The sequence below is a fragment of the Calditerricola yamamurae genome (genome assembly GCF_054654135.1).
The window spans coordinates 164958-188981 of the sequence record NZ_BAAIFH010000003.1 but is presented as its reverse complement, the minus strand read 5'-3'; the positions used below and the strand labels follow the sequence as shown (position 1 = coordinate 188981).

The following is a 24024-nucleotide window of genomic DNA, read 5'->3' as shown; positions in this document are numbered from 1 at the left end:
TCGGGTGTCCGTCCCGTTGTGGCGGGTTCGGCGCGGTGCTATAATGAAAAAAGTGCACGCAAGACGCGGAGGGAAACGGGATGGACCGTCGCAAGCGGCAGGAACGGATTCGCAATTTCTCCATCATCGCACATATTGACCACGGGAAATCGACGCTGGCCGACCGGCTGCTCGAGTACACCGGCACCCTCGACGAGCGGGAGATGGAGGACCAGTTCCTCGACCAGATGGAGCTGGAACGGGAGCGCGGCATCACAATCAAGCTCAACGCCGTGCGCCTGACGTACAAGGCGAAAGACGGCAACGAGTATATCCTCCATCTGATTGACACGCCGGGGCACGTGGACTTCACGTATGAAGTGTCGCGGAGCCTGGCCGCCTGTGAAGGCGCGCTTCTTGTTGTCGACGCGTCCCAGGGGATCGAGGCGCAGACGCTGGCCAACGTGTACCTGGCCCTTGAAAACAACCTGGAGATTCTGCCGGTCATCAACAAGATCGACCTGCCCGCCGCCGACCCCGAGCGTGTGCGGCGGGAGATCGAAGAGATCATCGGCCTTGACGCCAGCGACGCCGTGCTGGCCTCGGCCAAGGAGGGCATCGGCATCGAGGAGATCCTCGAGCAAATCGTGCACAAGATTCCCGCGCCCAAGGGCGATCCCGACGCGCCGCTCAAGGCCCTCATCTTCGATTCCTTTTATGATCCCTATCGCGGCGTGATTGCCTACATTCGCGTCGTGGACGGCGTGATTCGGCCGGGGATGAAGATCAAGATGATGTCAACGGGCAAGGTGTTTGAGGTGACCGAAGTGGGGACCTACGCCCCCTTTGCCACGCCAGTTGACGAGCTGACCGTGGGCGACGTGGGGTACTTTGCCGCCGGCATCAAGAGTGTGCGCGACACGCGCGTCGGCGACACCGTCACCTCGGCCGACAATCCCGCCGCCGAGCCGCTGCCGGGGTATCGCAAGGTCAACCCCATGGTGTTCTGCGGCATGTACCCGGTCGATTCCGACGACTACAACGACCTGCGCGAAGCGCTGGAGAAGCTGCAGCTCAACGACGCCGCGCTGCACTTTGAACCGGAGACGTCGCAGGCCCTCGGCTTCGGTTTCCGGTGCGGGTTTTTGGGGCTGTTGCACATGGAGATCATCCAGGAGCGCATCGAGCGGGAGTTCGGCGTGAACATCATCACCACCGCGCCGAGTGTCGTCTACAGGGTGTACAAGACCGACGGCACGGTGCTGGAGATCGACAACCCGAGCAAGATGCCGGCGCCGCAGCACATCGAGCGCATTGAGGAGCCGTATGTCAAGGCGACGATCCTCGTGCCGAACGACTACGTCGGCCCGATCATGGAACTGTGCCAGAACAAACGCGGGACGTTCGTCGATATGCAATACCTCGACACCTCGCGCGTCCAGCTCGTCTACGAGCTGCCGCTGGCGGAGATCGTCTACGACTTCTTTGACCAGCTGAAGTCGAGCTCGCGCGGCTACGCCTCCCTCGACTATGAGCTCGTGGGCTACAAGCCGTCCAACCTGGTGAAGATGGACATCCTGATCAACGGCGACCCGGTGGACGCCCTGTCGGTCATCGTCCACCGTGACAAGGCGTACTACCGCGGACGGCAGATCGTCGAGAAGCTGAAGGAGCTCATCCCGCGGCAGATGTTCGAGGTGCCGATCCAGGCGGCCATCGGCAGCAAGGTGATCGCCCGCGAGACGATCCGCGCCCTGCGCAAGAACGTGCTGGCCAAGTGCTACGGCGGCGACGTGACGCGCAAGCGCAAGCTGCTCGAGAAACAAAAGGAAGGGAAAAAGCGCATGAAAGCCATCGGCACGGTGGAAGTGCCCCAGGAGGCGTTCATGGCCGTGCTGCGCGTCGATGACGGCAACGGAAAGAAATGAGCGATCCCATGCGAGCACGAGCGGCTCACCCGTAGCGGGTGGGCCGTTTGCCAAAGGAGAGGGTACGGATGGCGAAAGCGGACGATCGGCCGGGCGAGACATGGGAAGCGGTTCCGTCGCCGGGGCAAGGGGAGCCGACTGCCCTGTATGTCCATGTCCCCTTTTGCCGGCGCAAATGCCACTACTGCGATTTTGCCGTGTTCGTTGCCCAGGGGGACGAGCTCATCGAACGGTACTTGGATGCCCTCGAGCGGGAACTGGCCCTCACCCTGGGCCATCGCCGGCCGCGCTTGGCCACCGTGTACGTGGGCGGCGGCACGCCCACGCTCCTTTCGGCCCGCCAACTGGAGCGGCTGCTCACCCTCCTGCACCGTCACGCCGACCTGACGGCGTGCGTAGAAATGACCGTGGAGGCCAATCCGGAAACGGTGGACGAGGAGAAGCTGCGCGTGTTGGCCGCCGGCGGCGTGACGCGTCTCAGTTTCGGCGTTCAGGCCTTCCAAGATCATCTCCTCGCATCCATCGGGCGCACGCATACGGCGGCCGACGCGGTGCGGGCGGTACGGCTGGCGCGCAGGGCGGGGTGGGACAACCTGTCGATCGACCTCATGATTGGCCTGCCCGGCCAGACCCTGGCCGATGTGCGCGCGTCGCTGGAGGCGGCCTTTGCCCTCGAGCTGCCCCACCTGTCGGCCTATAGCCTCAAGGTGGAGGAGCAGACCCTCTTTTACCGGAAGTGGGTGCGCGGGCAGCTCTGTCTTCCCCCGGAGGAGGAAGAGGTGGCGATGTACCTGACCGTGCTGGAGGAGACGGACAAGCGCGGCCTCCGGCAGTACGAGATCAGCAACTTTGCCCGCCCGGGGTATGCGTCGGTTCACAACCAGGTATACTGGCGAAACGAACCGTACTATGGCGTGGGTGTGGGGGCCCACGGGTATGCGGGCGGCGTGCGCTATGCCAACGTCGGGACGCTGCACCGGTACCTGAAGGCGGTTGCCGAACGTGGGCTACCGCGAGCCGAGGCCCATGTGGTCACGCCGCGGGAGGCGATGGAGGAGACGATGTTCCTCGGCCTGCGCCTAACCGAGGGGGTGAGCCATGCGCGTTTTCTCCGGCGCCACGGCGTGACCATGGACGCCGTGTTCGGCCCGGTGATCGCGGAGCTGGTTGAAAAGGGCCTGCTCGAGCGCGATGCGCGGGGCGTGCGCCTGACGCGGGATGGCCTGCTTTTGGGCAACGAGGTGTTTGCCCGCTTCCTCCTCGACGGCGGGAATGGAGGCAATGCGAATGATTGACAAACATGAGGGGGCTTGCTAGTGTAAAAGTAAGGGTTTAGCACTCGAAGTCCTCGAGTGCTAACAAGGTGGTGAACACGATGTTGACCGAGCGGCAGAAGCGCATCTTGCGCGCCATCGTCGACAACTACATTCGCTCGGGCGAGCCGGTCGGATCGCGCACCATCTCCAAGCGCGAGGACATCGGGTTCAGCCCGGCCACGGTGCGGAACGAGATGGCAGACCTGGAGGAAATGGGATACCTGGAGCAGCCCCACACATCGGCCGGGCGGATTCCGTCGGAGAAGGGCTACCGGTTCTACGTTGACCACCTGATGGAACCCGTGCGGCTGAAACCGGAAGAAATCCGCCGTATCCGGCGGTTGTTTACCCAACGCCTACATGAATTTGAGGAAGTGATCCGCCAGACGGCGACGATTCTCGCGTCGCTTACCAACTACACGGCGGTGGTGTTGGGGCCCGAAATCTACGAAACGCACCTCAAGCAGTTGGCCATTGTCCCGCTCAGCGCCGAGCGGGCCGTGGCCGTCATCGTGACGAACACCGGGCGCGTGGAACATCGTGTGGTCGACGTGCCGCCCGATTTGTCGCTGTCCGACGTGGAGCGCATGGTGAACTGGATTAACCATCGGCTGGCCGGCTTGCCGCTGTACATGCTGAAACAGCGCATTGATGCCGAGCTGGCCGAGGAGCTGCGCCGGGAAAGCGACCGATGTGCGCGCGTGCTGCAGCTCTTGGACCGCGCGCTGACGGTGGCCGACGAGGATGCGGAGCGCGTCTTTGTCGGCGGCACAACGAACATTTTGGCACAGCCCGAGTTCCGTGATGTTGAAAAAGTGCGCGCGCTGTTGGGCGTGCTGGAACGGAGCGACCTGGTGGTGGAACTTTTCGCCACGCGGGAGGACGGTGTCCGCGTGCGCATCGGGCGGGAAAACGCCAACGAAGCGGTGCAGGGGTGCAGCATCATCACCGCCTCGTACTCCGTGGACGGCAAGCTGGTCGGCACGGTGGGCATCCTCGGGCCGACGCGCATGGAGTACGGACGGGTGATCGGCATCCTGGAATACCTTGCCCACGATCTGTCTGCTCTGCTCAGCCGCCTGTACAGCGCGTAGGCGCGTTTTGCCGACGTGGACGAAGCCATCGGAGTTTGCGCAAGGAGGGGGGGAGCGCCCCCCTTCGCTATGTTCTACGAGAGGGGACGCGTGGTGGGCATGGAACAGAAAGCGGCAACCAAAGGAGACGAGAACGAGCAGCTGGCTACCTTGCTGCATAACGCGCGCGCGGTGCAGGCGGTCGCCGCGGCGGTTGAGGGAACGCTTGGCCCCAAGGGGCTTGACACGCTGCTGGTGGACGAAGGCGGTAACGTGGTCGTCACGAACGACGGCGTGACCATCTTGGAGAAGATGGAAGTCCGCAACCCGGTTGCGCGCATGGTGGTGCGCATTGCCCAGTCCCAACAGGCCGAGATGGGTGACGGCACGACGACGGCCACGGTGCTCGCCGCAGCCCTGGTGACCGAGGGGACGCGACAGGTGCAGCGCGGTGTTCCCGTGGCGCGCGTGATTGCCGGGATGCGCAGGGGCATCGCCGAAGCGCTGCGCCTTCTCGGCGAGCGGGCCGTTCCCGTCCGCGGCCTCGACGATCCGGCCCTCTTGCGCATCGCCTACATCGCCGGGCGCGAGCAGGCCGACATTGCCGAGCTGGTGGTGGAGGGCGCGCGCCGGGTCGGCGAAGCCAAGCTGCGCGACCCCGATTTCAAGCTGGCGGACACCGTGGTGGCCCACGAGCGGGCGGAGAACGAGGTGGTGGCCGGCGTGCTCATCGGCAAGCAACGGGCGAGCCGGCAAATGCCCCAGCGGGTGACGGACGCGCGGGTGCTCATTGTGGATGACGCGCTGGCGCCGGAAAGCCTCGATGAGGAGGCCCTGGCCACCGAAGCCGGTTTCCGCCGGTATCTGGAGTTGAAGGAAGCCTTCGTGCACAATCTGGAGAAGCTGGTGCGGCTCGGCGTCCGCTTCGTGGCCGTCGACCGCAGTCTCGACCCTGCGGCCGAGGAGTTTTTTGCCGATCACGGCATCCTTGCTGTCCACCGCGTGGCCCGCGCCGAGCTGCGGCGGCTGGCGGCGCACACCGGGGCAGTGCCCATCAAGCGCACGGGACTCAAAAAGCGGGAAGAGGATCTCGCGCGCTATTTGGGCACAGCCCGGTGCGTGGAGGAGGATCCGCGCCTCGGCCGGGTGCGCGTGACCGGCGGTGGCGGTGAGGAGACGGCCACCATCCTCGTGGGCGCCTCGACCCGTGAGGTGACGGGCGAACGGGAGCGCATCGCCCGCGATGCGGCGTCGGCTGTGCAGGCGGCGGTACGTGGAGGGTACCTGCCCGGCGGCGGCAGTGTGGAGGTGGCGGTGGCCCGCGAGCTGGAGCGGCTGCGCGCGACGATGCGCGGCATGGAAGGATTTGGCGTCGACGTGGTGGCCACGGCGCTGCGCGTCCCTCTGGCGCGCATCGTGCAGAACGCCGGGTTCAACCCGCTGGAAAAACTGGAGGCGGTGACGGCGGCGCAGGTGGAGAGCGGCAGCGACGCCCTCGGCGTGGATTGCGACACGGGAGACGTGGTGGACATGGTGGCCGCCGGTGTGCTTGACCCAGCCCCGGTGAAGCGACACGCCCTGAAGACCGCCGGCGAGGTGGCCGAAGCGATTTTGCGCATCCATACGGTGATCCGCATGCGGCGGGACGAGGAAGGAGAGGGGTAGGAGGTGGAAGGCGTGAACGAGAAGCAGGAGCGGCAGGAAGCGCGGGAAACCACGTCGATTGAGGGCACGGCGGAAACGGCCGCTGCGAACGCGGGCGCGCCCCAGGAGGGGCTGCGATCCGCGCCCGGCAGTGGTGAGGCCGCACAGGCCGGAGGCACCCCTCAGCCGGATGCTGCAGCGCCGGAGCCATGCGCGGCCGGAGAGGGGACCGCAGGGGGCGAGACCGATCCGAACCGCGGCGGGGCGACGGAAACGGACGTGGCGGCCCTCAAGGCGCGCGTCGCCGAGCTGGAAGGCGAAGTGGCGGCCCTTAAGGCCCAGGTGCAAGAGGCCCATGAGCGGTTCCTGCGCGCCCGGGCCGACCTGGAAAACGCGCGCCGGCGCTTCGAGAAGGAAAAGCAAGACGCCCTCACCTTCGGGGCGCTCCGCCTGGTTGAACGCCTGTTGCCCGTTCTGGACAATTTTGAACGGGCCCTTGCGGCGGGCAAAACCACCGACAACGTGGACGCCCTTGTCAAGGGCATCGAGATGATCCACCGGCAGCTCGACCAGGCGCTGCGCCAGGAGGGGCTGGAGCCCATTGAGGCCCTCGGCAAGCCCTTTGATCCCAACATCCATGAAGCGGTGATGCAGGCGGAGTCGAGCGACCATCCGCCGGGCACCGTGATTGAGGAACTCCAGAAGGGGTATACCTTCAAAGGGCGTCTCGTGCGCCCGACAATGGTCAAAGTGAGCAAGTAACCCCTGACGGACGCAAGGGGAGATACGACGCGACACGTGAGGACGCACAGGGAGGGATGGGCACGATGAGCCGGATCATCGGCATTGACCTCGGGACGACCAACTCCTGCATGGCGTACCTGGAAGGCGGCCAGCCGGTTGTCATTCCCAATGCCGAAGGGGGGCGCACCACGCCGTCGGTCGTTGCCTTCAAGGACGGGCAACGCATTGTCGGCGAGGCCGCCAAGCGCCAGGCGATCACCAACCCGGACCGGACGATCATCTCCATCAAGCGGCACATGGGCACCGACTACAAGGTGAACATTGATGGCAAGTCCTATACGCCGCAGGAGATCTCAGCGATGATCCTGCAGAAGCTCAAGGCCGACGCCGAGGCCTACTTTGGCGAGCCGGTCACGAAGGCGGTCATCACCGTTCCGGCATACTTCAACGACGCCCAGCGCCAGGCGACGAAGGACGCCGGGCGCATTGCCGGCCTGGAGGTGCTGCGGATCATCAACGAGCCGACGGCGGCGGCGCTGGCGTATGGGCTGGACAAGGAAGACGACCAAACGATCCTCGTCTATGACCTCGGCGGCGGGACCTTCGACGTCTCCATCCTTGAACTGGGTGACGGGATCTTTGAAGTGAAGGCCACCGCCGGCGACAACCGCCTCGGCGGCGACGATTTCGACCAGGCGATCATGGACTGGCTGATCGAGGAGTTCAAGGCGGAAACGGGCATCGACCTGCGCAATGACAACATGGCGATGCAGCGCCTGAAGGACGCCGCCGAGAAGGCAAAAAAGGACCTGTCCAGCGTGCTGACGACGACCATTTCCCTGCCCTTCATCGCCGCTGACGCTACGGGTCCGAAGCACCTCGAACGCGAGCTGACGCGGGCCAAGTTCGAGGAGCTGACGGCCCACCTCGTCGAGCGGACCATGGGTCCGGTGCGCCAGGCGCTCCAAGATGCGGGCCTGACGCCGAATGACATCGACAAAGTGATCCTCGTCGGCGGTTCGACGCGCATTCCGGCGGTGCAGGAAGCGATTAAGAAGTTTATCGGCAAGGAGCCGCACAAGGGCGTCAACCCCGACGAAGTGGTGGCCATGGGTGCGGCCATCCAGGCCGGCGTGCTGTCCGGCGAGGTGAAGGACGTCGTCCTCCTCGACGTGACGCCGCTGTCCCTGGGGATCGAGACGCTTGGCGGCGTGTTCACGAAACTCATCCCGCGCAACACGACGATCCCGACCAGCAAGTCGCAGATCTTTACCACGGCGGCCGACAACCAAACGTCGGTGACGATCCGCGTGGCCCAGGGCGAGCGGGAGATGTTCGCCGACAACAAGTTTCTCGGCGAGTTCGAGTTGAGCGGCATTCCGCCGGCGCCGCGTGGCGTGCCGAAAATCGAGGTCACCTTTGACATCGACGCCAACGGCATCGTCAACGTGTCGGCGAAGGACCTGGCCACGGGCAAGTCGCAAAAGATTACCATTACCTCGGGTGGCGGCCTGTCGGAGGAAGAGATCCAGCGCATGGTCAAGGAAGCCGAACAGTATGCCGAGGAGGACAAGAAGCGTCGGCAGGCCGTTGAGCTGCGTAACGAGGCTGACCAGCTCCTGTACACCGTGGACAAGACGATGAAGGAATTCGGTGACAAAGTGTCCCAGGCGGACAAGGACATGGTCGAGGAGAAGAAAGCGGCGCTGAAAAACGCCCTGGCCGGGACCGATCTGGAGGAGATCCGCAAGGCTAAGGATGCCCTGGCGGAGGCCATCGCCCAGGTGTCGACCAAGATGTACCAGCAGGCTGGGGCACAGGCGGCATCTGGCGGCGCGCAGGGCGGCGAAGCCAAGAAGGACGAGAACGTCGTCGATGCCGAGTACAAGGTCATGGACGACGACAAGAAGTGACGCGGCGAGCCGGTCAACGCCACGGGGCCGGGGCAGGATGGTCCCGGCACCAGGGCGTTGACCGTTTTCGCCCCGGCCGCTCCACGCGGCTGGCGCCGCGAAGGCAGGAGTGATGCCGATGTCCAAGCGGGACTATTACGAGGTGCTCGGGGTGTCCCGCGACGCCTCACCGGAAGAAATCAAAAAAGCGTACCGCAAGCTGGCCCGCAAGTACCACCCGGACGTGTGCAAGGAGCCCGACGCGGCCGAAAAGTTTAAGGAAGTGAAGGAAGCCTACGACGTCCTCAGCGACCCCGAGAAGCGGGCCCGCTATGACCGCTATGGCCACGCCGGCGTGAACGAGGATGTCGGCGGCGGTGCGGGAGCGGGCGCCTCGGGTTCCGGAGGGTTTGACTTCGGCGGGTTCGAGGACCTCGGTGGCTTCGGCGACATCTTTGACATGTTCTTCGGCGGCGGGCGGCGGCAAAATCCCAACGCGCCGCGTCAGGGGGCCGATGTGGAGATGCCCCTGCTCCTTGACTTCCGCGAAGCGGCCTTTGGCACCGAAGTGGACCTCGAGGTGCCGCGGGAAGAGCCCTGTTCCACCTGCCGTGGCACCGGCGCTCGCCCTGGCACGCAGCCGGAGGTGTGCCGCGCCTGCGGCGGGACGGGGATGGAGGAGATCGTGCAGGCAACCTTCCTTGGTCGCATGGTGAGCCGGCGCACGTGCTCGGTGTGCGGCGGACGCGGGCGACTCATCCGCGAACGGTGTCGCTCCTGCGGCGGGAGAGGGCGGGTGCGCGTGCGGAGAACCGTGCGCGTCACCGTCCCCCCCGGTGTGGACACGGGGACGCGCCTGCGCATCCCCGGGGCGGGCGAGGCCGGTTACAACGGCGGCCCGCCGGGTGACTTGTACGTGGTGATTCGCGTCAAGCCCGATGACTTCTTCCGCCGCGAAGGAGACGACCTCTACTGTGACGTGCCGATCACCTTTGTCCAGGCCGCGCTTGGCGACGAAATCGAGGTGCCGACCCTCGACGGACGCGTCAAGCTGCGCATTCCCCCGGGAACGCAAACGGGGACCCTCTTCCGCCTGCGCGGGAAGGGGATTCCCCGCCTGCGCGGCAGTGGACGCGGCGACCAGCATGTGCGCGTGGTCGTCGTCACGCCGACCCACCTGACCGAGCGCCAGAAGGAGCTGTTGCGCGAGTTTGCCGCCATCAGCGGGGAGGAGACGCACCGCGGCGAGAGCCTGTTTGAAAAGATGAAGCGGGCCTTTCGGGGCAGCTAGGCCCCTGCCACGAACCGTTTTTGGTTGGCACCCGCGTCGTTAACCCAATCGTAAGCGAATCGTTATCCTCTTTTCATCCCAGACGTTATAATGAAGAATGAAACGGTATCCAACCAGATGATGACCGACGCGCGCTGAGGTGCCAACGGGGGGTCTACGGAGATGGGAGCGCTGAAGCCGCTCCACGAGACGCTGAAGGAAAAGCGTTGGCTCAAGTCCGCACACCGGGGAGGGAGGGCGACCGCACCGGAGAATACGCTGACGGCGTTCCGCAAGGCATTGGAAGCCGGTGTCGACATGATCGAGCTCGACGTCCAGCTGACCCGCGACGGCCATCCGGTTGTGTTCCATGACTGGACACTGGAGCGGACGACCAATGGCCGCGGTCGGGTCGCCGATCAGTCCCTTGCCGATCTGCGTCGGCTCGACGCCGGGAGCTGGTTTGGCGACGGCTATCGCGGCGAGCCGGTGCCCACGCTGTCCGAGGTCCTGGAGTGGTCCTCGAGCCGGCTCTATCTCCAGATCGAGCTGAAGAGCCGGGGGGACGACGAGGAGGTCCTGTGCGACCGCGTCGTCCGCATGATCAAGGAGCGGCATATGGAAGAGCAAGTGATGGTGATGTCCTTTGACCACGCCATTGCACGCCGGGTTAAGCAGCTGGAACCCCGCATGATGACGGGTGTCATCTGCCAGGCGCGGCTGATCGACCCGGTGTCGGTGGTGCGGCAGGCGCAGGCCGATGTGCTCTGTGTCGATTACGACCACCTGCGGCGGGAAGATGTCGACACGCTGCACCGACAGAACGTGGCCGTGCAAAGCTTTGCCCCTACGCCGGATACGTTGCGCGAGCTGGTGGAGTGGGGGGTCGACATCGTCCAAACCGACGACCCTTCCGCCTTTCAGGCCGTAACCCAACAAGAGTGAGACGTGAGCCGTCGTGGGGAAAGCCGGAAAGCCGACGGTTGGATGAAGAGGACGGAACCATTATCGCTTGGTCGATGCGGTGAGCCTTATCTCTTCTTCTTTTTCGTCAATAGGATATTTTTTACAAGCGTGAAAATAATAAAATCACCATAACATCAATTGGATGCGGAGGTGGAAAGATGATGCGCACGTACCCGCGGGTGAGGGTGTCGCGCTGGTGGTCCGTGTGGGTACTGCTCGTGCTGATTCCTTCGCTGCTGGTAAGCGGGTGCGCGACAACATCCAAGGAAACGAATGGGACTTCTGCACAAGCGCCCGGTTCAGACGGCGTGCAAACGGTGACGTTTTCGGTAATGGTTGTTGGCAAGCCGACGGAGCGCTACCGCCTGGAAAACCTGAAGGCGGCGGCCGAGCGGCTCAACAAGAAGCTGGAACAAGAGGGCCAACCTGTACGCGTGCGTGTTGAAGGAAAGCTGGAAGACCGGCCGTGGGAGGAGTACAAGCAGAAGTTCATCCTCGCCTCCGAGGCGGGCAAGGCGCCGGACATCGTGCTGAGCGGCCACGAGGACGTGGCGCCGTGGTCGGAGGCCGGCCACATCATTGCCCTGGATGAGTACGTGCGGAACAATCCTGTGTATCAGGAACTGTTCCCCAATCTGTGGGAGGCCGTGACGTATAAAGGCAAAATCTGGGGAATTCCTCAAGACGTTGAGGCCCGTCCGCTGTACTTCTGGAAATCGCTGCTAAAGAAAGCGGGATGGTCCGACGCGGACATCGAGGCGCTCCCGGATCGCATCCGGAGCGGGGCGTTCACTCTGGATGACCTGCTGAAGGTGGCCAAGGACCTGCAAGACAAAGGTGCCGTTGAACCGGCGATGGGCTTTTGGACGCGGCCGCAGCCGGGACCGGACTTCTACCTGTTCTACTTTGCCTATGGTGGAGAGATGTACGATGCCGAGTCGGGCAAGCTCGTCCTCGATAGGCAGGCCCTGTTAAACGAATATCGCTTCTTCGCCCGTGCGGCCCAGGAGGACAAGGTGATGCGCCCGACGCTCATCGGGACCGACTGGAGCATCTGGCACCGCACGGTGATGGGACAGAAGGTGGGCTTCTTCCACGGCGGGTCGTGGCAGGTGGCCGAGTGGAAGGACAAGTACGGTCTGACGGACGACAAAATGCGCGACCTCGGCTATGCCCTGATCCCCAGCGGCGAAAAGGGGCGTCCGGGCGTGACGCTGTCCCATCCGCTCGTGTATATGGTGACGGCCCAGTCGAAGCATCCGGAGTTGGCGGCGCGCCTGCTGATCGAGGCCACGGCACCCGATCTCAACACGCGCCACGCTGTGGAAAGCGGCCACTTGGCGATCCTGAAATCGCAGCTTGACGATCCGGAATACCGCAAGAGCGGGTTCCTTCACGCCGTCAGCTACATGGTTGAGCACGCCAAGTTTCTTCCCTTGCACAGCCAGTTTGGCACGTACGACCAGGCGGTCTACCGTGGCCTGACGGCGGTGGTGGCCGGACAGATGACGCCGGAAGTGGCCGTTGAGACGGTGGTGAAGCAGCTGCAGGGGCAGCTGAAAGACGAGGTGATCATTCGATGAGAAGGCGTCCGCAGGCGCACGCGTGGCGCCTTCCCATCTTCTTTTTGTTGCCGTTTTTTCTTGTTGTGCTCATCTTCTTCGTGATTCCCGTTGTGCTGACGCTGCTCGTGAGCCTGACGAACATGAGCGTGGCGACGGGTCTTCGCGGTTTTTCGTGGGTCGGGCTGGAGAACTACCACCGGATTGCCGCGGATCCGTCGACCGGCCAAATCCTGCGGAACACCTTCCTCTACGTCGCGATGACGCTCACGCTATTCAATGTTGGCCTTGCCCTGGTGCTCGCCCTGGCCACCTCCTTCTTGTCGGGCCGGTGGGGCGGAGCCTTCCGCGCCTTGTGGCTGCTCCCGCGCATCACGCCGTCGGTGGTGTACGTGCTGATGTGGCGGTATTTTGCCGCCGAATCGCCGTACGGCATTCTGAACCAATTTTTTTCGTGGCTCGGGCTTCCGGGCGACCGGAACTGGCTGCATGAGGCCCCATGGCCGATGATCATCGCCATCAACGGGTTTGTCGGCGCGTCGATGGGGATGATCATCTTTTCTGCCGCCATTCGCGCCATTCCACGCCCGCAACTTCTCGCCGCCCAACTGGACGGCGCCTCGGCGTGGGCGACGGTTCGCTACATCGTGCTGCCGCACCTGCGGTGGCCCATTCTCTTTGTTGCCGCGTACCAGACGCTGTCGCTTCTGGCATCTTATGAGTACATCCTCCTCACGACCAATGGCGGACCCGGCTACTACACCACCGAGGTGTGGGCGCTGTATGCCTTCCACACCGCCTTGTCCAACTACTTCGGCAACGCGCAGTTCGGCTTGGGCGCTGCTCTGGCAGCGGTACTCGTCGTGATCGGCCTTGTTGCATCACTGGTATACCTAAGATTTTTCCAGTTTAGGAAAATGGTGGATCGACCGAAAATTGAGGTCTCGTAGGCCGCGGGGGGATGCGTTCCCGCCGTTCGGCGACGCAACGGCGAATCCGTGGGAAAGGAGGAACGGTGAATGCTGGGTGCGGCCAGCGAAGTGCGCCAACGCGCTTGGGTGCCGTGGCTTTTGCTTATCCCGCTGACCTTGCCCCTCGTCGTCTTGTACGCCTGGCTTTTCCTGGCGTCGTGGAGCGACGGAATGGAGGGGCTGCGTCCCCTTGGTTGGACGTGGGACAATTGGTCCTTCCTCTGGACCTCGGATCCGTACCTGCCGAACATCTGGGCGCTGACGGCGAATACCCTGCTGTTTGCCGCCCTGGTGACCCTCGGGGAAGTGGGGTTGGCCAGCACGGCGGCCTATGCCTTGTCCCGCCTTCACGTGCCGGCCCGCCGCCTGTGGCTGGGGTTGCTGATCGTCTTGCACGCCTTCCCCAGCATCACCCTGCTGGTGGCCATCTTTTTGCTTTTGCGTTACCTTGGCCTCTATGACACGCTGATCGGGGTTGTGCTGGTCAAGATCGCCCTCGACTTGCCGTTTCACGTCTGGGTGCTCAAGGGCTTTTATGACCAGGTGCCGTGGGATTATGAGATGGCGGCGATGGTTGACGGGGCCAGCCGCTTCACCGTGTGGCGAAGAGTGGTACTGCCCCTGGTGAAGCCCGGCCTCCTGGCGTCAGGCGTCTTTGCCTTTTTGTCCGGGTGGAGCGAGTTTCTGCTTCCCTACGTGCTGGCTCCAGGAATGGAGACCCAAACGTTGCCCGTCTTTTTGAGCAGTCTCATGTCGCAAGGGGACGTGGCCGACTACGGCATGGTGGCGGCGGTGGCGGTGTTCTACATGGTGCCCGTTCTCCTCGTCTACGTGTTGATGCAGCGCTACCTGCTGGCGCTGTATACAGGGGGGGTGAAAGGATGAGGGTGCAGCTGGACGGTGTAACGAAGCGATTTGGTCGTGTGACGGCGGTGGAGAACCTAACCCTGGACATCCCCTCTGGGTCCCTTGTCGCCTTGCTTGGGCCCTCGGGCTGCGGCAAGTCGACGACCCTCTATCTCCTCGCCGGCGTGCTCCGGCCGACGGCCGGGATGATCCGTTTCGACGGCAAAGTGGTGAACGATGTCCTGCCGCAGCATCGCAACATCGGCATGGTGTTTCAAAGCTACGCCCTGTATCCGCACATGACGGTGTACGACAATATCGCGTTCCCCCTGCGCATGCAAAAGAAATCCGAGGAGGAGATCCGCCGGCTGGTTCACGAGTACGCGGAACTGGTGCAGGTGGCCCACCTGCTCGACCGCCGGCCGGGGGAACTGTCCGGCGGCCAGCAGCAGCGCGTGGCCCTGGCCCGGGCTCTCGTCAAGAAACCGGCCTTGCTGCTGCTGGATGAGCCGCTGTCCAATCTCGATGCCCAGCTGCGTTTAGCCATGCGCGCCGAAATTCGCCGCATTCAGCGCGAAGTGGGCATTACCGCGGTGCTGGTCACCCACGACCAGACCGAGGCGATGACCATCGCCGACCGGGTGGTGGTGATGGATGCGGGGCGCATCGTGGCCGAGGGAACGCCCCAGGAGCTGTACCGGACGCCGCCTAATCGTTTCACGGCCGCCTTTATCGGCCATCCGCCGATGAATTGGCTGACGGGTCGCGCGGACGGGCAGCGGCTTTACCTCGAGGGGATGGCGGCCGCTGTGCCGTTGGCGGCGACGATCCCGGCGGGAGCGTATGATGTCGGTGTGCGCCCGCACCACGTGCAGGTCGTGGGGCCGGGGCAAGGGCACGCGGACGGTACGGTGGACCTGGTAGAGCTGCTCGGGCACGAAAAACTGGTGACGGTGACGACGGAGGGTGGTTCCACCTTGCGCGTTCTAATGGAAGGCGAGACGCCCGTGGCGGAAGGGGACCGCGTCGGGCTTCGCCTCGTGCCCGAGGGCGTGCACGTGTTCCGGCGGGACGATGGCCGGCGCGTGACCCACGGGATTGGCGTCACCGACGCCCCCCTGCTACAATAAACGAAGATTGCGGGCAAGACGCGGTGGGCGCGTCGCGAAAGGCCGCGGCGCGGCGGCCGCGTTTTGTTATCGGAACGGAACGCGCAGAATGGGGGAACACGCCGATGACGTGGATCGAGATCGCCGTGCATACGACGCACGAAGCACAGGAAGCGGTGGCCAACCTCTTGCACGAGGCGGGCGCGGGAGGGGTGGTGATCGAGGATCCCCTCGTGCTGTTGCGCGAAGGAGACCAGGCGTTCGGCGAAATTTACGCCCTTGATCCTGCGGAATACCCGAAGGAAGGCGTGGTGGTGAAGGCGTACCTGCCGTCGTCTCCCCACCTGCCCGAGACGGTAAAGGCCATCGAGGCGGCGGTGCGCGGATTGGCCCAGTACGGCATCGAACCGGGCCCCGCCCGCGTCACGCTGGCTGAGGTGGACGAGGCCAACTGGAGCGCGGCGTGGAAAAAGTACTACAAGCCGATTCGCGTGACGCCGCGCCTCACCATTCGCCCGGTGTGGGAATCGTACACCCCGGAGCACCCGGAGGAGCGGGTAATCGCCCTTGATCCCGGAATGGCGTTCGGCACCGGCACGCACCCCACGACGGTGCTCTGCCTGCGGGCGCTGGAACAGGCGGTGCGGCCCGGCGACACGGTGATCGATGTGGGCTGCGGATCCGGCGTGCTGGCCATCGCCGCCGCCAAACTGGGCGCGGGCGAGGTGCTCGCCCTTGACCTCGATCCGGTGGCCGTGAGGGCGGCGCGGCAAAACGTGGCCCTGAACAAGCTGGAAGACCATATTACCGTGCGGGAAAACAACCTCCTCGACGGTGTGACCGTGGCCGCCGACGTGATTGTGGCCAACATTCTGGCCGAGGTGATCGTCCGCCTGGCCGGTGACGCAGCGGCACATCTCAAACCGGGCGGGACGTTCATCGCCTCCGGTATCATCCGCTCCAAAGCGCCGGCGGTAAGGGAGGCGATGGAATCCAGCGGTCTAGCCGTCGTGGAAACGGTTTCCGAGGACGACTGGCTGGCGGTGATCGCGAAAAAATGATAGAATACCAAAGTTAATACGGTTGCAAGCATGAGGTTGTTGCCATGCAACGGTACTGGGTTCCCCGTGAGCGATTTGCCGGCGACCGGGCGGTGCTGCTGGACGAGGACGCCCACCACGCGCTGCGCGTGATGCGCCTGAAGGCGGGCGACGGTGTGATCATCTGCGATGGCGAGGGCAGCGTGTGGCGGGCCGAGATTGCCTGTGCCTCACCGCGCGAGGTGGTGGTGCGCCTCGTCGAGCCGCTGACCGAGGACCGGGAGCTTCCGGTGGAAGTGGCCCTCGCGCAAAGCTTGCCCAAGGGGGACAAGATGGACCTCATCCTGCAAAAGGGCACCGAGTTGGGTGTGGGCCGCTTTGTGCCGCTGGTGTCGGCGCGGACGGTGGTGAAGCTGGACGAAAGGAAGGCGGCGCAGCGACAGGCGCGCTGGGCACGGATCGTGAAAGAGGCCTTTGAGCAGTCCCGCCGCACCCTTTTGCCGCGCGTCGAACCGGTGCGGCGTTGGGATGAGGTGCTCCGGCTCGCCGGCGACTACGATGCCGCGCTGTTGGCCTACGAAGGGGAGGGCACGGTGCCGTTGGGAACGGTGCTCTCCCTCGTACGGCCGGGGCAGCGCGTGCTGGCTCTCATCGGTCCGGAGGGCGGTTTTGCGCCGGAAGAGGTGCAGGCGGCGCGGGCGGCCGGGTTTGTGCCCGTGTCGCTGGGCAAACGGGTGTTGCGAACGGAAACGGCCGGGCTGTTTCTGATGGCGGCCATCGCCTACCGGTTTGAGCTAATGGCGTAGCATTCGGCAGACGCCGTCGCGTTTTGTTGGATTTTCCATCCGGAAAGGGGGGATCGCGAATGCCAACGGTGGCCTTCCACACGCTGGGGTGCAAGGTGAACCACTACGAGACGGAAGCGGTGTGGAACCTGTTCAAGCAGGCCGGTTACCGGCGGGTTGACTTCAACGACGAGGCCGACGTGTACGTGATCAACACGTGTACGGTGACGAACACCGGCGACAAGAAGAGCCGCCAGGTGATCCGCCGCGCCGTGCGCCGCAACCCTGATGCCGTCATCGCCGTGATGGGCTGCTATGCGCAAACGTCGCCGGCGGAAGTGATGAGCATTCCCGGTGTCGACATTGTCATCGGGACGCAGGACCGCGACAAGATTCTCGAGTACGTGGAGCGGTACCAAGCCGAGCGCAAACCGATCAACGCCGTGCGCAACATCATGAAAACGCGCATCTTCGAGGAGCTGGACGTGCCGGACTTCACCGACCGCACGCGGGCCTTCCTGAAGATCCAGGACGGCTGTAACAACTTCTGCACCTTCTGCATCATCCCTTGGGCCCGTGGGCTTCTCCGCAGCCGCAAGCCGGAGAGCGTGCTGGCCCAGGCGCGGCAGCTGGTGGAACAAGGGTACAAGGAAATCGTCCTCACCGGCATTCACACGGCGGGTTATGGTGAGGACCTGGAAGACTACTCCTTCGCCCAACTCCTCGCCGATCTCGTCCAGATCGATGGCCTCAAGCGACTGCGCATCAGTTCCATCGAGGCCAGCCAGGTGACGGACGAGGTGATCGCCGTCATCCAGAGCTCGGAGAAGCTGTGCCGCCACCTGCACATTCCGCTGCAGTCGGGTGACGACGAGATCCTGAAGCGGATGCGCCGCAAGTACACCACGGCGGAGTACCGCGCCAAGATTGAGCGGATCCGTGAGGCGCTGCCGGGGGTGGCCATCACCACCGACGTGATCGTCGGCTTCCCCGGCGAGACGGACGCCCACTTTGAGAACACCTATCGTTTTATCGAGGAGATCGGCTTTGCCGAGCTGCATGTTTTCCCGTACTCCAAGCGCAACGGCACGCCGGCGGCGCGTATGCCCGACCAGGTGCCGGAAGCGGTGAAGAAGGAGCGGGTCGACCGGCTTATCGAGCTGTCGAACCGCCTCTCCCTTGCCTACGCCCAGCAGTTTGTCGGCGACGTCCTCGACGTGATTCCTGAACACCCGGTGCGCGACCTGCCGGCATCGGGCCTCTACGTCGGTCACACCGATAACTACCTGAAGGTGGTCTTTCCCGCCGATCCGTCGCTGGTCGGGAAGATGTGCAAGGTGCGCATTGACGAAGCCGGCCCCGACGAATGCAAGGGCACCCTCGTGCGCGTCCTCGACGACGACGCGCCGATGGCCCACGTGTCGTGAAGTCCAGAAAACCCGCTTTCCCCTTATGGGAAGGCGGGTTTTTATTTTGCATTGGTGCGGGGGATGGTGCGCCGTCGGACGTGCGGGGTGTGGAGCGCCCCGTCCCGTGAACAACTGTAACACAACAAGTGGACACCCGTATCACAACAGGTGTAACCGGACGGTGGTAAGGGTGCGCGAAAAAGGCCGGCGAGCTGCGTGTGGCGAGGGAGACCGACGTGGAGAAATGTTGGCATGATGCTTGCTTGGAATTTGGAGTGAAACGCTTTCCTGGAGGGAAGGCGTTCGCCTCCTGTTCATCTTCCACCACAGGGGAAAGGGGCGTTTGTGTAGACAACCAAGCATGGGAGGGTTCAAAGATGGCGAGGAGCATTCAGGTGTTGGGGATCGATGCCGGCGGAACGATGACGGACACCTTTTTTGTCGACGCGGAAGGGAACTTCGTTGTGGGCAAAGCGCAGAGCACCCCGCATGACGAATCGGTCGGCGTGATCAACTCATCGAAAGACGCGCTGGCGCAGTGGGGGCTCACCGTCGAAGACGTCTTTCCGCAGCTGGTGACGGCCGTGTACTCGGGGACGGCCATGCTCAACCGCATCGTGCAGCGGAAAGGCTTGCGCGTCGGGTTGATCGTCAACCGCGGGTTGGAAGATTTCCATCGCATGGGGCGGTCGATCCAGTCGTACCTGGGCTATTCCTACGAAGATCGCTTGCATCTCAATACCCATCGCTATGATCCGCCTCTGGTCCCGCGGGAGCTGACCTTTGGGGTTACCGAACGGATCGACATGTTCGGCAACATTGTCATCCCCCTGCGGGAAGAGGAAGCCTATGAAGCGGCGCGAAACCTTGTGGAACAAAACGTGGAAGGCATTGTCATCAGCTTCCTTCATTCGTACAAGAACCCCGTACATGAACGGCGGGTGCGCGACATCGTCCTCGAGGTGGTGCGGGAAGCCGGGAAGGCGATCCCCGTGTTTGCCTCTTCCGACTATTATCCCGTGCGCAAAGAGTCCCACCGCACCAACACCACTATCCTCGAAGCGTATGCCGCTGAGCCGTCGCGGAAGACCTTGGTCCGAATTAACGAGCGATTCAAACAACTCGGCGCCCGCTTCGACTTGCGGGTGATGGCCAGCCACGGCGGAACGATCAGCTGGAAGGCGAAAGAGCTGGCGCGGACGGTCGTGTCGGGGCCGATCGGCGGTGTCATCGGGGCGCGATCCCTCGGCGAACGTCTCGGTTATCGCAACATCGCGGCCACCGATATCGGCGGCACGAGCTTTGACATGGCGCTGATCGTCCAAGGGCAGTTCACCATCCAGCACGACCCGGATATGGCCCGGTTGGTCTTGTCGTTGCCGCTCGTGCAAATGGACAGCGTGGGATCGGGCGCCGGCAGCTACGTGCGCATCGATCCGTATACCCATGCGATCAAGATCGGCCCGGATAGCGCGGGATACCGTGTCGGCGTCTGCTGGCCGGAAAGCGGCGTTGAAACCGTCACCATCTCCGACTGCCACGTGGTGCTCGGGTACATCAACCCCGACAATTTCCTCGGCGGGCAAGTCAAGCTGGATCCACAGCGGGCCCGAGAAGCGATTGAAGAGCAAATCGCCCGTCCGCTGGGGCTCTCGGTGGAGGAAGCGGCCGCGGGGGTGATTGAGCTCCTCGATACGCGCCTTCGCGATCATCTGCGGGCAATGATCAGCGGGAAAGGCTATCATCCCTCGGATTTCGTCTGTTTCTCCTACGGTGGCGCCGGTCCGGTGCATACGTACGGGTATACCGAAGGGCTCGAGTTCGAGGACATCATCGTTCCCGCCTGGGCGGCCGGGTTTTCTGCCTTCGGCTGCGCCGCGGCGGAATTTGAGTACCGCTACGACAAGAGCCTCGATATCAACGTGGCGCCGGATGCCGGTGCGGCCGAAAAGCTTGAGGCCGTGAAGGTGCTGCAGAGCGCCTGGAGCGAGCTGGCAGAGAAGGTGATCGAGGAGTTCCGCCTCAACGGTTATGCGACGGAAAGCGTCACGCTGTTTCCGGGTTACCGCATGATGTACCGCGGCCAGCTGAATGATCTCGAGATCAATTCGCCGCTCAGCCGTGTCGAGAAGGCCGAAGACTGGGATCGGTTGACGGAGGCCTTTGAAGAGACGTATGCTCGCGTGTACGCCAAAGCCGCCCGCAGCCCCGAACTGGGCTTCACCATCACCGGCGCGATCATGCGCGGCATTGTGCCGAGCGTCAAGCCGCGCATTCCCGAAGAACCGCTCGGCGACGCAACACCGCCGAACGAAGCGTATCGCGGGCAGCGCCCGTTCTACTTCCGCGGGAAATGGGTGAAGGCCGACATCTGGGATATGGACGCCTTGAAAGCGGGCAACCGGATCGAGGGCCCGGCAATTATCGAGGCCCCGGCGACGACGCTGGTCGTTCCCCCGGGGTGGAGCACGACGTTGGATGCCCACCGCCTCTTCCATCTCAAGCGCCGGTAAGCCATCACGAACATGAAGGAGGATGGTCCAAATGGCAAATCCCCAAACGGCACAGGGCATGGTTTTCCGCCCCTTGAAGCTCGAGGGACAGACGCTCAAAACGCATCGCGATGAGGTGCTGCAGCTCACGCGGGAGACCGGGCACTATGCCGGTTTGACGAACTTGGAACTCAAAGAACGCGACCCGATTTTGTACAACAAAATGTTTTCGCGGCTTCGTGCCGGCGTGGTGAATGCCCGTGAGACGGCGAAGCGCATCGCCGCTTCGCCGATCGTCGAGCAAGAGGGTGAGCTCTGCTTTACGCTTTACAACCCCGCCGGCGATTCGCTGATGACCTCCACGGGGATCATCATCCACGTCGGGACGATGGGCGCGGCCATCAAGTACATGATCGAAAACGGATGGGAGGAAAACCCTGGCATTCGCCCCGGTGACATTTTTACCAACAACGACTGTTTGCTGGGCAACGTTCACCCGTGCGATGTGCATACGATCGTCCCCATCTTCTGGGAAGACCGGCTGGTCGGTTGGGTCGGGGGCGTGACGCACGTGATTGATACCGGCGCCCTCGGGCCGGGATCGATGACCATGGGTCCGGTGCAGCGGTTTGGTGACGGCTACCAGATCACCTGCCGGAAAACCGGAGAAAATGACCGGCCGCTCCGCGACTGGCTCCATGAAAGCCAGCGGTCCATCCGCACGACACGCTACTGGCTGCTCGATGAGCGCACCCGCATCGCCGGCTGCCACATGATCCGCGATCTGGTGCTCGACCTCATTCGGGAAGTGGGGATCGACAACTATATGAAGTTTGCCTACGAGATTGTGGAAGACGGGCGCCGCAGTCTGATCCGGAGAATCAAGTCGATGACGGTGCCGGGCAAGTATCGGGCGGTGGCGTTCGTCGACGTCGGGTACAAACACCCGGACGTTCACGTTCCGCCCTATGCGAAGGTCGACACGATCATGCATGCGCCGCATGAAATCACGATTCACGCGGACGGCACGTGGAAGCTCGATTTCGAGGGGTCGAGCCGCTGGGGCTGGCATTCGTTTAACGCGCAACCGGTCTCGTTCACCAGCGGGATCTGGGTGATGATGACGCAGACCCTGATTCCAACGGAACTCGTCAATGACGGTGCCTATTATGCGACGCAATTCCGCCTGCCGAGGGGGACATGGCAGAACCCGGACGATCGCCGCACGGCCCACTCGTACGCTTGGCACTTCCTGGTTTCCGCCTGGAGCGCGATCTGGCGAAGCCTCAGCACAGCCTACTTCGCCCGCGGGTATCTTGAAGAAGTCAACGCCGGCAACGCCAATACGTCCAACTGGCTCCAAGGCGGCGGGTTCAACCAGTACGACGAGATCCACGCCGTCAACAGCTTTGAGGCGGCTTCCGAAGGCACGGGAGCCGGCGCGGTGAAGGACGGGCTGGATCACGCGGCCGCGATCTGGAATCCCGAGGGCGACATGGGCGACATGGAGATTTGGGAGCTGGCGGAGCCGCTCATCTACTTGGGCCGCAACGTCAAGGCCAACACCGGCGGGTATGGAAAGTATCGCGGCGGGTGCGGCTATGAGACGCTCCGCATGGTGTACAACGCCAAGGACTGGACCATGTTCTTCATGGGGAACGGGTATATGGTCAGCGACTGGGGGCTGATGGGTGGCTATCCAGCGGCCACCGGCTATCGCTTCGAAGCCCACGGCACCGATCTGAAAGAGCGGATCGAGAAGGGGCTCCCGCTTCCCCTTGGGCCCGACGCCGATCCGGACAATCCCGAATACGAGAAGGTCATGAAAGCCCGCACCATCAAGCGGGATAAGCAAACCATGACCACAGAGACGATCTTTGAGAACTACGATCTCTACCTGAACTACCTGCGCGGTGGTCCAGGCTTCGGCGATCCGCTCGAACGTGATCCGGCGAAGATCGAGGCCGACCTGAACGGCGGGTACTTGCTCCCCCGCTATGCGGAAAAGGTGTATGGGGCGGTCCTCTTCCAAGATGAGCAGGGCCGTTGGCGTGTGGATCGGGAGGCGACCCAAAAGCGCCGGGAGGAGATCCGCAGGGAGCGCATCGCCCGGGCGAAGCCGACGCGCGAGTGGATGAAGGAGGAGCGGGAGCGCATCTTGCGCAAGGAGGCCTCGGTGCAGGTGCGCCACATGTTCGCGACGAGCTTCCAGCTAAGTCCCAAGTTTTTGGCGGAATTTAAGCGCTTCTGGGATCTGCCGGAGGACTGGAACCTGACCGAAGAAGAACTGGAGGTGCCGACCTTCGGTTCCAAACATCGCATGAGCGTGGAACAGCTGCCCGACGTGAAGCGCCTTGTGCTGGTCGAAGAGTGAGGAAGGCTGCGGAGGGCGGAGAATCGCCCCGCCCTCCCGCCAACGCGGAAAATGGAGGAGGTCTACCGCAATGGCATACGATCGGAAGAAAATTGAAGAGTTGATCGACGGGACGATCGACTGGGAGACACTGCACCGCATGCTCTCGGAGCCCAAAGATCCCGAACGCTTCCGGATGTACCTGGAGATCTTACAGGAGCGGGTGCCGTGGGAGGACCGCATCATCCTCCCCTACCAGTATCACCTGTATATTGTGCAGAAGAAAGACACGAAGGAATGGGTGATCAAGTGTGACTGTGGTCACGAATTCTGTGACTACCGGGACAATTGGAAGCTCCACGCGCTCATCTACGTGCGGGACACGGAGGAAGCGCTGAATGAAATCTACCCCAAACTGATGGCGCCGGACCCGAACTGGCAGGTGTTCCGGGAGTATTACTGCCCGAGCTGCGGCACCCTGCTCGAGGTGGAAGCGCCGACGCCCTGGTACCCGGTCATCCACAACTGGGAGCCGGACATCGAGACCTTCTACCGCGACTGGCTCGGCCAGCCGGTGCCGGAGCGTGCGGAGCCGGCCCACAGGTAAGCGAGGGTGCATGGAATGCGCAAAAAGCCCCGCCTAAC

General features: G+C 63.5%; 18 protein-coding genes. All 18 read left to right on the top strand.

Annotated features, from left to right (window positions below; genetic code table 11):
- Positions 1 to 80 precede the first annotated feature (80 nt).
- Positions 81 to 1907: a translation elongation factor 4 gene (lepA, locus tag ACYQ0Z_RS01045; RefSeq protein WP_459863548.1), complete on the top strand. Its 1827-nt coding sequence runs from the start codon at positions 81 to 83 to the stop codon at positions 1905 to 1907.
- 68 nt (positions 1908 to 1975) lie between these two features.
- Positions 1976 to 3202, top strand: a complete 1227-nt coding sequence (gene hemW / locus ACYQ0Z_RS01040) for a radical SAM family heme chaperone HemW (protein WP_459863546.1) — start codon at positions 1976 to 1978, stop codon at positions 3200 to 3202.
- Between the two features lie 80 nt (positions 3203 to 3282).
- Positions 3283 to 4317, top strand: coding sequence for a heat-inducible transcriptional repressor HrcA (gene hrcA, locus ACYQ0Z_RS01035; protein ID WP_459863544.1), 1035 nt, complete (start codon positions 3283 to 3285; stop codon positions 4315 to 4317).
- A gap of 99 nt (positions 4318 to 4416) precedes the next feature.
- Complete coding sequence (locus ACYQ0Z_RS01030) at positions 4417 to 5961, top strand: TCP-1/cpn60 chaperonin family protein (protein WP_459863709.1); 1545 nt, start codon at positions 4417 to 4419, stop codon at positions 5959 to 5961.
- Between the two features lie 12 nt (positions 5962 to 5973).
- On the top strand, positions 5974 to 6702 hold the full coding sequence (grpE, locus tag ACYQ0Z_RS01025) for a nucleotide exchange factor GrpE (protein ID WP_459863542.1): 729 nt from the start codon (positions 5974 to 5976) through the stop codon (positions 6700 to 6702).
- Positions 6703 to 6767: 65 nt separating this feature from the next.
- Positions 6768 to 8597, top strand: coding sequence for a molecular chaperone DnaK (gene dnaK / locus ACYQ0Z_RS01020; protein WP_459863540.1), 1830 nt, complete (start codon positions 6768 to 6770; stop codon positions 8595 to 8597).
- A 118-nt stretch (positions 8598 to 8715) separates the two neighbouring features.
- Positions 8716 to 9867 (top strand): molecular chaperone DnaJ, encoded by a 1152-nt coding sequence (dnaJ, locus tag ACYQ0Z_RS01015; protein WP_459863538.1) that lies wholly within the window; start codon positions 8716 to 8718, stop codon positions 9865 to 9867.
- Positions 9868 to 10029: 162 nt separating this feature from the next.
- Positions 10030 to 10791, top strand: a complete 762-nt coding sequence (locus ACYQ0Z_RS01010) for a glycerophosphodiester phosphodiesterase (protein WP_459863536.1) — start codon at positions 10030 to 10032, stop codon at positions 10789 to 10791.
- A 179-nt stretch (positions 10792 to 10970) separates the two neighbouring features.
- Positions 10971 to 12395 (top strand): sugar ABC transporter substrate-binding protein, encoded by a 1425-nt coding sequence (locus ACYQ0Z_RS01005; RefSeq protein ID WP_459863534.1) that lies wholly within the window; start codon positions 10971 to 10973, stop codon positions 12393 to 12395.
- Complete coding sequence (locus ACYQ0Z_RS01000) at positions 12392 to 13324, top strand: carbohydrate ABC transporter permease (RefSeq protein ID WP_459863532.1); 933 nt, start codon at positions 12392 to 12394, stop codon at positions 13322 to 13324. The genes ACYQ0Z_RS01005 and ACYQ0Z_RS01000 overlap by 4 nt, the downstream gene beginning before the upstream one ends.
- 69 nt (positions 13325 to 13393) lie before the next feature.
- The gene (locus ACYQ0Z_RS00995) at positions 13394 to 14230 is read left to right on the top strand and encodes a carbohydrate ABC transporter permease (RefSeq protein ID WP_459863530.1); all 837 of its coding nucleotides are present in this window, start codon (positions 13394 to 13396) and stop codon (positions 14228 to 14230) included.
- Positions 14227 to 15321, top strand: a complete 1095-nt coding sequence (locus tag ACYQ0Z_RS00990) for an ABC transporter ATP-binding protein (protein ID WP_459863528.1) — start codon at positions 14227 to 14229, stop codon at positions 15319 to 15321. Before ACYQ0Z_RS00995 ends, ACYQ0Z_RS00990 begins: the two co-directional genes overlap by 4 nt.
- A gap of 104 nt (positions 15322 to 15425) precedes the next feature.
- On the top strand, positions 15426 to 16361 hold the full coding sequence (gene prmA, locus ACYQ0Z_RS00985; RefSeq protein ID WP_459863527.1) for a 50S ribosomal protein L11 methyltransferase: 936 nt from the start codon (positions 15426 to 15428) through the stop codon (positions 16359 to 16361).
- Between the two features lie 44 nt (positions 16362 to 16405).
- Positions 16406 to 17146: a 16S rRNA (uracil(1498)-N(3))-methyltransferase gene (locus ACYQ0Z_RS00980; RefSeq protein ID WP_459863526.1), complete on the top strand. Its 741-nt coding sequence runs from the start codon at positions 16406 to 16408 to the stop codon at positions 17144 to 17146.
- Between the two features lie 59 nt (positions 17147 to 17205).
- Positions 17206 to 18552 carry a tRNA (N(6)-L-threonylcarbamoyladenosine(37)-C(2))-methylthiotransferase MtaB gene (gene mtaB / locus ACYQ0Z_RS00975; RefSeq protein ID WP_459863524.1) on the top strand — a complete coding sequence of 449 codons (1347 nt, stop codon included), beginning with the start codon at positions 17206 to 17208 and terminating at the stop codon, positions 18550 to 18552.
- A 359-nt stretch (positions 18553 to 18911) separates the two neighbouring features.
- Positions 18912 to 21047 carry a hydantoinase/oxoprolinase family protein gene (locus ACYQ0Z_RS00970; RefSeq protein ID WP_459863522.1) on the top strand — a complete coding sequence of 712 codons (2136 nt, stop codon included), beginning with the start codon at positions 18912 to 18914 and terminating at the stop codon, positions 21045 to 21047.
- 31 nt (positions 21048 to 21078) lie between these two features.
- Positions 21079 to 23400: a hydantoinase B/oxoprolinase family protein gene (locus ACYQ0Z_RS00965; protein ID WP_459863520.1), complete on the top strand. Its 2322-nt coding sequence runs from the start codon at positions 21079 to 21081 to the stop codon at positions 23398 to 23400.
- Between the two features lie 70 nt (positions 23401 to 23470).
- Entirely contained in the window at positions 23471 to 23986 is a 516-nt protein-coding gene (locus tag ACYQ0Z_RS00960) for an acetone carboxylase subunit gamma (protein ID WP_459863518.1), read from the top strand.
- Positions 23987 to 24024 lie beyond the last annotated feature (38 nt).